Below are 10,347 nucleotides of genomic sequence, written 5' to 3'. Positions count from 1 at the left end.
AGCGAACCGGGGGGCGCGGGGGGTCGTCCCCCCGCAAGAAGCAGGGATGAGCGAAGCGAACCGGGGGGCGCGGGGGGTCGTCCCCCCGCAAAGAGCAGGGATGAGCGAAGCGAACCGGGGGGCGCGGGGGGTCGTTCCCCCCAGGAAGCAGGAGTGATGGTCCAGGTGGAGCGGGCGCCGCGGCTCCGGCGGTTCGAGTTCGCGCCCGTGCGGGGGATCTGGCGGCACGAGCTGGCCCTCTACAAGCGGTATTGGAAGTCGCAGTCGTTCGCCTCGATGGTGGAGCCGACGTTCTTCCTGCTCGCTTTCGGCTACGGGTTCGGGTCGATGGTCGCGATGATCGGCGACTTCCGGTACCTCGACTTCGTGGCGACCGGGGTCGTCGGGACGGCGGCGCTGTTCACGTCGGTGTTCCCGGGCATGTTCAACGGCTACATCCGGCGCGTGTTCCAGCACACCTACGACGGGATGCTGGCGGCGCCGGTGGACGTGCACGAGCTGGTGACGGCCGAGGCGCTGTGGATCGCGGCCAAGTCGGCGGTGTACTCGTGCACGCCGCTCGTGGTGGCGCTGTTCTTCGGCCTCGACCCCTCGGCCGGGATGCTGCTGGTGCCGTTCGTGACGTTCTTCACCGCGCTCGGCTTCGGCCTGTTCGGCATGTGGACGTCCTCGGTGGTCCCGTCGATCAACTCGTTCGACTACGTGATCACCGGCGTGGTGACGCCGCTGTTCCTGATCGCGGGGACGTTCTTCCCGGTGACCGCGCTGCCGGACTGGGCGCAGGCGGTCTCCTACTTCAACCCGCTCTACCACTGCGTGGAGCTGGTCCGGGACGCGGTCTTCGGGCTGGACCCGCCGGCCGACCTCGGCCACCTGGGCGGCCTGGTCGCGTTCGCGGCGCTGATGTGGGTGATCGCCGTGCGCGGCATGCGGCGGCGGCTCATCGACTGACCCGCCCGGAGGCGATTGACGGGCCCGATACCCTGTCCCTACGCTGACGCGAATCTTCTTCACGTTGCGCAGCTCAGAGAGGTCGGGCCGTATGACCCAGGGCATCACCGCGCGGGACCGCCAGGCCCGGTTCGCCGCGTACACGGCGTTCGCCGTCCAGGGGCTCTGCTTCGCCTCGCTGGTGACACAGGTCCCGCAGATGCAGAAGGCGCACCACCTGAGCGACGCGGTCCTCTCGCTGGTGCTGCTGATGGTGCCGCTGATCGCGGGAGTGGGCAGCGTCGCGTCCGGCGCCCTGTTCCAGCGCTTCGGCAGCGGACCGGTGCTGCGGGTCGCCCAGCCGGCCGTCGCGGTCACGATCGCGCTGATCGGCCTCACCGGCGACAACGACATCGCCCTGTACGTCGCGGTCGCGGCGTTCGGCCTGTTCGTCGGCGCGGTGGACGCGTCGATGAACGCGCAGGCGGTCGCCGTCGAGCGCCGCTACGGGCTCAGCCTGATCACCGGGTTCTACGCGGTGTGGAGCATCGCGGGCATCCTCGGGGGGCTCTGGGCGTCGCTGTCCAACAAGGTCGACCTGTCGCTGGTCGCCTGCTTCGCGATCGCCGCCGCGGTCGGGATCACCGCGTCCCTCGCCACCGGGCACCGCCTCTACCGCCGCGCGGAGGAGGGCGACGGGCCGACCGCCGAGGAGCTGAAGGCCGCCGGGCGCAGCGTCCCGTGGCGCCCGATCCTCGTGGTCGGCGCCGCCATGGCGGTCGCGTACCTCGCCGACGCGGCGATCTCCAACTACGGCGCCAAGTACCTGGACGACGAGCTGTCCGCGAGCGACTGGGTCGCGCCGCTCGGCTACGTCGCCTACCAGATCACGATGGTGATCAGCCGGGGCGTCGCGGACTTCGCCGTCCGCCGCTCGGGCGCCGTCCAGGTGGTGCGGGTCGGCGGCCTGGTCGGCATCATCGGCATGGCGGGAGTGGTCGCCGCGCCGAACGCCGGCTTCGCCATCGCCGCGTTCGCGCTCGCCGGGCTCGGCCTCAGCGTGATCGCCCCGGTGTCCTTCTCCGCCGCGGGACGGGTCGACCCCACGGGCCTCGGCGTCGCCGTGGCCCGCGTGAACATCTTCAACTACGTCGGATTCGTGCTGGGCGCCGCGGTGGTCGGCGCCATCGCCCCGATGAGCGCCGACCACGGGCTGCGGATCGCCTTCATCGTCCCCACGGCCCTGATCCTGGTCGTGTTCATGACCGCCAAGGGCTTCGCCCCGGAACCGGTGAAGGGCGCCAAGCCGGACACCCCCGCCATGGAGCGCCCCGCCGTCTGAGCCTCACGGGGCCGCCCCCGGGCTCATGCGTCTTCGAGGGATTTGATCGCCCGTTCGCCTTCGGCCCGGGCCTCCTCGGGGGTCATGTCCTTCAGCGCGCGGCTGAGCGCCACCTCCGCGGCGTCGGCGGCGGCGCGCAGGGTCACCGCGTGCTCCTGTGCCCGTTCGAGGTCGCCCAGGCCGATGCAGTCGAAGGCCACCTGCGCGTCGTGGCCGGCCATCTTCAGTTGCCGCGCGGCCTCATCCAGACTCATCCGTACCTCCTACACCGGGGATGCGAGTCCTACCCACCGGCACCGTGGGTAACCGCTTGACCCAGCAGTTCCGCGGCCTTGACCAGGCGGGTCTCCGAGAGGCCGGCGTAGCCGAGGACCAGCGCGGGCGGCGCGGCGGCGGCGCGGCCCGGCGACCACAGCGAGCGGGCGCCGGTGACCGCGACGCCCTCCCGCGCGGCGCGGGCCACGACCTCGTCCTCGTCGCATCCGGCGGGCAGCTCCACGTAGAGGTGGATGCCCGCTGAGACGCCGTGAACCCTCGCGTCGGGGAGGTGCGCGGCCAGCGCGCCCGCGAGGGCGTCCCGGCGGGCCCGGTACCGGCGCCGCATGGTGCGCAGGTGCCGGTCGTACCCGCCGCCGCGCAGGAACTCGGTCAGCGCGTGCTGCTCCAGGACGGGCGCGCCGAGGTCGGTGCGGGCGCGGTGCTCGCCCAGCCGCCCGGCGACGGACGGCGGCGCGACGGCCCAGCCGAGCCGCAGTGCGGGGGCGAGCGACTTGCTCACCGAGCCGAGCAGCACGACGCGGTCGGGATCGACCCCTTGGAGGCAGCCGACGGGGTCGCGGTCGTAGCGGAACTCGGCGTCGTAGTCGTCCTCCAGGATCAGGCCGTCCACGTCCCGCACCCAGGCGATCAGCTCGGCGCGCCGGGCCGGGGACAGCACGACGCCGGTCGGGTACTGGTGCGCGGGCGTGACCAGGACGGCCCGCGCGCCGCTGCGGGCCAGCGCCGCGACGTCCAGGCCCTCGGCGTCCACCGGGACGCGGGCGAGCCGCAGCCCGGCGGTCTCCATCATCGGCAGCTGCCGGGCGCTCGTCGGGTCCTCCACCGCGAGCTCGCGGTGCCCGGCGTCGCGCAGCATCGCGAGCAGGGCGGACAGCCCGTGCGCGACGCCGTTCATGACCACGACCCGGGCGGGGTCGGCGTGCGCGGCGCGGACCCGGCCGAGGTAGCCCGCCAGCTCGGCGCGCAGCGCGGGGACGCCGGCGGCGTCGGGGTAGCCGAGCGCGTCGTTCGGGAGCGTGCGCAGCGCGGCGCGGGCGGCCGCGATCCAGCGTTCCCGGGGGAACGCCGCCAGGTCGGGCCGGCCGGGGGTCAGGTCGTAGGGCAGCGGGGCCGGGGCGCCGTCCGGCCGCACCGGCGCGCCCTGCCGCGGACGCGCCGCCGCCTCGTCGGGGCGGGCGAGCGGCGCGATCCGGGTGCCGTCCCCGCGCCGGGCGATCAGGAAGCCCTCGGCGGTGAGCTGCTCGTAGGCGGCGACGACGACGCCCCGCGAGACGTCCAGGTCGCGCGCCAGGTCGCGGCTCGACGGCAGCCGGGTCCCGGCGGTCAGCCGGCCGGAGCGCACGGCCGCGCGGAAACCGGCGGCGATCTGCGCCGCCAGCCGCCCCGCGGACCGGTCCAAGGGAAGGTGAATGTCGGTCACATCACACTCAGCGCCGAGGGGCGCCACAAGCGTTACGAGACCGGTTATGGCCCATTGGCCAGTGCATGGATTGGCCCTGTTTGGCAAGCCAATGCGCTTCTAGCGTCGTCCCCATGAACGGCTCTCAACGACGCGGCACGGCCGGTGCCGCCACCGCGATGTTCATGGTCGGCACCCTGACGGCGGTGTCGGCGACCATCGCCTCCTACCCCCTCTTCGGCGGCCAGGCGGTCCGGTACGCGGTGGCCGCCGCCGTCCTGCTGCTGGTGGCCCGCCTCACCGGCGGGCCCGGCGCCCGCCCGGGGCCGCGCGACTGGCTGCTGCTGCTCGCGCTGGCGGCGACGGGCCTGGTGGCGTTCAACATCTGCATCGTCGAGGCGACCCGGGACACGAGCCCGGCGACCATCGGCACGGTGATCGCGGCGGTCCCGATCGTCCTGGCGCTGGTGGGCCCGCTGCTGGAGCGGCGCCGCCCGGCGCCGGCGGTCGTGGCCTCGGCCTGCGTGGTCGCGTCCGGCGCGGCGCTGGCCAACGGGCTCGGCGGCGGGAGTTTCCGCGGGCTGCTGTTCTCGCTCGGCGCGCTGGCCGGGGAGGTGTGCTTCTCGCTGCTCGCCGTCCCGCTGCTGCCCCGGCTCGGCCCGCTCCGGGTGTCGGCCTACTCCGCCGCGCTGGCGGCCCCCATGCTCCTGGTCCTCGGCGTCGCCGCGGACGGGGCGGGGGTGCTGCGCGCCCCCACCGCGGGCGAGCTGGCCGGCTTCGCCTACCTGTCCGCTGTCGTCACCACCATCGCGTTCCTGCTCTGGTACGACGCGATCGGGCGGCTCGGCGCCGACCGGGCCGGGCTGTTCGCGGGCCTGATCCCGGTCAGCGCGGTCGTCACGACGGTCGCGCTCGGCATCGACCGGCCGGGGCCGGCGGACCTCGCCGGCGCGGCGCTGGTCGCGGCGGGCGTGGTGGTGGGGCTGCGCGCACGGGTCGCCCCACGTGAACCGGCGCCTCCCCAGCCCGTAACCTGTGATGCGGCCCCCATCGGAATCGCGCGAGGATCTGCCTGAGATGCCTGAGTTCTCCTACACCGACCTGCTGCCGCTCGGCCCGGACGAGACCGACTACCGGCTGCTGACCTCCGACGGCGTGTCCGAGTTCGAGGCGAACGGCAGGACGTTCCTGCAGGTCGAGCCGGAGGCCCTGCGGCTGCTCACCGAGACCGCGATGCGCGACATCGCGCACCTGCTCCGCCCGGCGCACCTGGCGCAGCTGCGCCGGATCCTCGACGACCCGGAGGCGTCCCCCAACGACCGGTTCGTCGCGCTCGACCTGCTGAAGAACGCGGGCATCGCGTCCGGCGGCGTCCTGCCCATGTGCCAGGACACCGGCACCGCGATCGTGATGGGCAAGCGCGGCCAGCACGTCCTGACCGACGGCAGGGACGAGGAGCACATCTCACGCGGCGTGTACGACGCGTACACGAAGCTGAACCTGCGCTACTCGCAGATGGCTCCCATCACGATGTGGGACGAGAAGAACACCGGCTCCAACCTGCCCGCGCAGATCGAGCTGTACGCGGCGCCGGGCGACGCCTACAAGTTCCTGTTCATGGCCAAGGGCGGCGGCAGCGCGAACAAGTCGTTCCTCTACCAGGAGACGAAGGCCGTCCTGAACCCCAAGCGGATGATGTCCTTCCTGGAGGAGAAGATCCGCTCGCTGGGCACCGCCGCGTGCCCGCCGTACCACCTGGCGATCGTGGTGGGCGGGACGTCCGCCGAGTACGCGCTGAAGACCGCCAAGTACGCCTCGGCCCACTACCTGGACACGATGCCGACCGAGGGCTCCCCGCTCGGGCACGGCTTCCGCGACCTGGAGCTGGAGCTCCAGGTGTTCGAGCTGACGCAGAAGCTCGGCATCGGCGCGCAGTTCGGCGGCAAGTACTTCTGCCACGACGTGCGGGTGATCCGGCTGCCCCGGCACGGCGCGTCCTGCCCGGTCGCGATCGCGGTGTCGTGCAGCGCCGACCGGCAGGCCCTCGCCAAGATCACGGCGGAGGGCGTGTTCCTGGAGCGGCTGGAGACCGACCCGGCGCAGTACCTGCCCGACACCACCGACGAGCACCTGGACGACGAGGTCGTGCGCATCGACCTGAACCGGCCGATGGACGAGATCCGCGCCGAGCTGACCAAGTACCCGGTGAAGACGCGGCTGTCGCTGACCGGCCCGCTGGTCGTGGCCCGCGACATCGCGCACGCCAAGATCAAGGAGCGGCTGGACGCCGGCGAGCCGATGCCCCAGTACATGCGCGACCACGCCGTCTACTACGCCGGGCCGGCCAAGACGCCGGAGGGCTACGCGTCCGGCTCGTTCGGGCCGACGACGGCCGGGCGGATGGACTCCTACGTCGAGCAGTTCCAGGCCGCGGGCGGCTCGCTGGTCATGCTGGCCAAGGGCAACCGGTCCAAGCAGGTCACCGACGCCTGCAAGGAGCACGGCGGCTTCTACCTCGGGTCGATCGGCGGCCCCGCCGCCCGCCTCGCCCAGGACTGCATCAAGAAGGTCGAGGTCCTCGAATACCCCGAACTCGGGATGGAGGCCGTCTGGAAGATCGAGGTCGAGGACTTCCCCGCGTTCATCGTGGTCGACGACAAGGGCGGGGACTTCTTCGCCGACACCACCGGCCCCGTCCTCACCATCGGCAGGCGCTGACGCCGGGCCCCCGGCGAGGCGGCCGGCGACACCGCCGGCCGCCCGGTCCCGGTTGTTTCTCGTCGGTAGGTCACAGTATTGGGCCAAAAATTTAGTTCCTGCTGAGGTCTCCCCGATGACCGCCTGGCCACTCCGGTATCTTTTCCGCCATGTCACAGTCAGAGCGCCTCGTTCTAGCGACGCGCTACCGGCTGGTCTCGGAAATAGGTCAGGGCGCCAACGGCACCGTCTGGAGAGGGCATGACGAGCTCCTCGATCGCGCGGTGGCGATCAAGGAGCTGCGGCTCCCCGAGGACCTCTCCGAGGACGACCGGGTGGTCTTCTACCGCCGTACCCTGCGGGAGGCGCGGGCGCCGGCACAGCTGCGCACGCACTCCATCGTCGAGGTGTACGACGTCGTCATCGAACAGGGCCGTCCCTGGATCGTGATGGAGATGATCGAGGCGCCCAGCCTCGAGCAGCTCATCGAGCGCTCCGGACCGCTCCCGCCCGAACGCGTCGCCCACATCGGCCGCGCTCTGCTGGACGCTCTCAACACCGCCCACAAGGCGGGGATCATCCACCGCGACCTCAAGCCCAGCAACGTGCTGCTGGACGGCGACAGGGTCGTGCTCACCGACTTCGGGCTCGCGTTCTCGTCCGGCTCGGCGAGCCTGACGAAGACGGGCCACTTCATGGGCTCGCCCGCGTACGTGGCGCCCGAGGTCGCCGCCGGGGAGAAGGCCACCCCCCGGTCCGACCTGTGGTCGCTCGGCGCGACGCTGTACGCCGCGCTGGAGGGGCACCCGCCGTTCGAGCGCGAGAACGTGATGGCGACGCTGTCCGCGCTGGCGAACGAGTCGACCCCCGCCCCGCAGAACGCGGGCGCGCTCGCGCCCGTCATCACCGGGCTGCTGGAGAAGAACCCGACCCGCCGGCTCAGCCACGCGCGCGCCGTCGACCGGCTCGAGCGGGCGCTCACCGGGCCGCGGTCCAGCCGCCGCCCGCCGACGCCCCGGTACCGGCTGATGGCGGTGATCGCGCTCATCGGCGCGACCGTCGCCTCCTGCGGGATCGGCGCCACCGCCCTCATCGTCGGCATGATGCGGGAGAGCCCCGGCCCCTCCCCCACCGCCGCGGCCACCTCGTCCACCCCGGCGAAGACCACCCAGGCGGCCGCGCCGCCCGGCGTGGAGTCCAGCACGCTGGTCGTGCGGGCCCGCAACGACCAGTGCCGGATCTTCGTCTCGGTGCCCGGCGACACGATCACCGTGCTCACCGACGAGAGCCTCCACAGCGGCGACCTGCGGCAGTACGACCAGCCGCGCCTCAACGCCGTGATATACGACGCGTCCGCCTGCGACGTGTGGGTCAACGGCAAGGAGGAACCGGCCGGCAAGCCGAAAGAGCGCAAGAACTACACGCTCAACAAGGAGTGAGCCGGCGCAGGGAGTGAGAAGGCCCACGCCGGGGAATGCGGGAGTCGCCTGACGGGCTGCCATGAAGGACGGCCGACGATCGCAGCGGGAGGCTTCCATGTCCGAGCAGGGGTTCCGGGTCGAGCACGACTCCATGGGCGAGGTGCGGGTGCCGGCGGCGGCCAAGTGGCGGGCGCAGACCCAGCGCGCGGTCGAGAACTTCCCCATCTCCGGGCGGACGCTGGAGGCCGCGCACATCGCCGCGCTCGGCCAGATCAAGGCCGCGGCGGCGACCGTCAACGCCGAGCTGGGCGTGCTCGACAAGGACCTCGCGGGCGCGATCGCGGAGGCCGCCCGGGAGGTCGCCGACGGCCGGTGGAACGACCAGTTCCCCATCGACGTGTTCCAGACCGGTTCCGGGACGTCGTCCAACATGAACGCGAACGAGGTCGTGGCGACGCTGGCGCAGGAGCGGCTCGGGCGGCCCGTGCACCCCAACGACCACGTGAACGCCTCCCAGTCGTCCAATGACGTGTTCCCGTCGTCCATCCACATCGCGGCCACTGGGGCCGTCCTGAACGACCTGATCCCCGCGCTGCGGCATCTGGAGGCCGCGCTGGCGCGCAAGGCCGCCGAGTTCGCGACGGCGGTGAAGTCGGGCCGCACCCACCTGATGGACGCCACGCCCGTGACGCTCGGCCAGGAGTTCGGCGGCTACGCGGCGCAGGTCGGGCACGGCGTGGAGCGGCTGGAGGCCGTCCTGCCGCGGCTCGCCGAACTGCCCCTCGGCGGGACGGCGGTCGGCACCGGCATCAACACGCCGGAGGGCTTCGCGGCCCGCGTCATCGCGGAGATCGCGCGGGCCACCGGGCTGCCGCTGACCGAGGCCCGCGACCACTTCGAGGCGCAGGGCGCGCGGGACGGCCTGGTCGAGGCGAGCGGCGCGCTCCGCACGGTCGCGGTGAGCCTCTTCAAGATCGCCAACGATCTGCGCTGGATGGGGTCCGGCCCGCGCGCGGGGCTCGCCGAGATCCGGCTGCCCGACCTGCAGCCCGGCTCGTCGATCATGCCGGGGAAGGTGAACCCGGTGATCCCGGAGGCGGTGACGCAGGTCGCCGCGCAGGTCATCGGGAACGACGCGGCGGTCGCGTTCGGCGGCGCGTCCGGCAACTTCGAGCTGAACGTGATGCTGCCGGTGCTGGCCCGCAACGTGCTGGAGTCGATCACCCTGCTGGCGAACGCGTCCCGGCTGTTCGCGGACCGCTGCGTGGACGGCATCGAGGCCGACGAGGAGCGGATGCGCGAGTACGCCGAGTCCTCACCGTCGATCGTGACGCCGCTCAACCGCTACATCGGGTACGAGGAGGCGGCGAAGGTCGCCAAGCAGGCGCTCAGGGAGCGCAGGACGATCCGCGAGGTCGTCCTCGAACGCGGCTACGTGGACGAGGGCAAGCTCACCGCCGAGCAGCTCGACGCGGCGCTCGACGTGCTCCGGATGACCAACTCGGACTGACCCGCCCGGGACGGCGCACCCGGGAGGGCGCGTCCGCCCCGCACGCGGCTGACGACCGGGCGCGTCCCAGCGGCCCCGTGAGCGCCGGGACGCGCCCGGCCGGTGTCAGTACCAGCCCGCCGACTGGAAGTGCGACCAGCCGCCGCAGGGCGTCTTGTAGCGGTCCTTGATGTAGCCGAGGCCCCACTTGATCTGGGTGGTGGCGTTGTTCTGCCAGTCGGGGCCGGCGCTCGCCATCTTGGAGCCGGGCAGGGCCTGCGGGATGCCGTAGGCGCCCGACGGGTTCGAGGCGTGGGTGTTCCAGCCGCTCTCCCGGTCCCATAGCTTCACCAGGCAGCCGAACTCGCCGTCGCCGGTGAACCCGAAGCTCGGCATGAGCTTCTTGGCGATCTCCTGCGCCTCGCCCTTCGGCACCGGGTCGCCGACCGGGCCGCCACCGCCGCTGCCGCCGTCCGTCTTCTTCTCCGGCGTCTTGGTCGGGATCGGCGTGCCCTTGGGGCGCAGCGCCGGGCCCTTGGAGTCGTCCTGGCGGGTCGCGCGGGACGCGCGTTCGAGGGCCAGCTGGCGCCGCTGCTGCTCCAGGACCTTCGGGTCGACCTTGGGCGCGGCGGCGTCCGCGAGCTGCCGGGTCGGCTGGACGGTCGCGCCGCCGCCGTCGCCGGAGCCGCCGGTCAGCGCGAACGCGGCGACCGCGCCGCCGCCGATGACGACCGCCGCGCCGGCGGCGACCGCGGCGACCCGCACGCCGTTGCGCCGGCCGGAGCCGCCC

At 72.9% G+C, this 10,347-nt stretch carries 9 protein-coding genes; 6 read left to right on the top strand and 3 right to left on the bottom strand.

Annotation, left to right across the window (positions count from 1 at the left end; translation table 11 throughout):
* The first annotated feature begins 156 nt into the window (after window positions 1-156).
* Window positions 157-951 (top strand): ABC transporter permease, encoded by a 795-nt coding sequence (locus ACIWVC_RS32920; RefSeq protein WP_396446623.1) that lies wholly within the window; start codon window positions 157-159, stop codon window positions 949-951.
* A 91-nt stretch (window positions 952-1,042) separates the two neighbouring features.
* Window positions 1,043-2,272, top strand: a complete 1,230-nt coding sequence (locus ACIWVC_RS32915; protein WP_396446556.1) for an MFS transporter — start codon at window positions 1,043-1,045, stop codon at window positions 2,270-2,272.
* Between the two features lie 23 nt (window positions 2,273-2,295).
* Here ACIWVC_RS32915 and ACIWVC_RS32910 read toward each other — a convergent pair whose 3' ends face one another.
* Together ACIWVC_RS32910 and ACIWVC_RS32905 are read right to left on the bottom strand one after the other, a co-directional pair.
* Window positions 2,296-2,526: a hypothetical protein gene (locus ACIWVC_RS32910; protein WP_396446555.1), complete on the bottom strand. Its 231-nt coding sequence runs from the start codon at window positions 2,524-2,526 to the stop codon at window positions 2,296-2,298.
* Between the two features lie 29 nt (window positions 2,527-2,555).
* The gene (locus tag ACIWVC_RS32905; protein ID WP_396446554.1) at window positions 2,556-3,971 is read right to left on the bottom strand and encodes a PLP-dependent aminotransferase family protein; all 1,416 of its coding nucleotides are present in this window, start codon (window positions 3,969-3,971) and stop codon (window positions 2,556-2,558) included.
* 113 nt (window positions 3,972-4,084) lie between these two features.
* Here ACIWVC_RS32905 and ACIWVC_RS32900 point away from each other — a divergent pair, with 113 nt between their 5' ends.
* The 4 genes from ACIWVC_RS32900 to ACIWVC_RS32885 all read left to right on the top strand — a co-directional run bounded on the left by ACIWVC_RS32900 (window position 4,085) and on the right by ACIWVC_RS32885 (window position 9,578).
* Window positions 4,085-5,026 (top strand): DMT family transporter, encoded by a 942-nt coding sequence (locus tag ACIWVC_RS32900; RefSeq protein ID WP_396455039.1) that lies wholly within the window; start codon window positions 4,085-4,087, stop codon window positions 5,024-5,026.
* 1 nt (window position 5,027) lies between these two features.
* The gene (locus ACIWVC_RS32895) at window positions 5,028-6,668 is read left to right on the top strand and encodes a fumarate hydratase (protein WP_396446551.1); all 1,641 of its coding nucleotides are present in this window, start codon (window positions 5,028-5,030) and stop codon (window positions 6,666-6,668) included.
* A gap of 149 nt (window positions 6,669-6,817) precedes the next feature.
* Window positions 6,818-8,086: a serine/threonine-protein kinase gene (locus ACIWVC_RS32890; RefSeq protein WP_396446550.1), complete on the top strand. Its 1,269-nt coding sequence runs from the start codon at window positions 6,818-6,820 to the stop codon at window positions 8,084-8,086.
* A gap of 97 nt (window positions 8,087-8,183) precedes the next feature.
* A complete protein-coding gene (locus ACIWVC_RS32885; RefSeq protein WP_396446549.1) occupies window positions 8,184-9,578 on the top strand; it encodes a class II fumarate hydratase in 1,395 nt (464 codons plus the stop codon).
* 105 nt (window positions 9,579-9,683) lie between these two features.
* Here ACIWVC_RS32885 and ACIWVC_RS32880 read toward each other — a convergent pair.
* Window positions 9,684-10,347, bottom strand: a 664-nt coding sequence (locus tag ACIWVC_RS32880) for a lytic transglycosylase domain-containing protein (RefSeq protein ID WP_396455038.1), incomplete at its 5' end; no start/stop codon positions are given.

The organism is Actinomadura sp. (assembly GCF_044508335.1).
Taxonomy (GTDB): domain Bacteria; phylum Actinomycetota; class Actinomycetes; order Streptosporangiales; family Streptosporangiaceae; genus Spirillospora.
The sequence above is the reverse complement of the archived record's forward strand: the minus strand, read 5'-3'. Positions and strand labels throughout refer to the sequence as shown.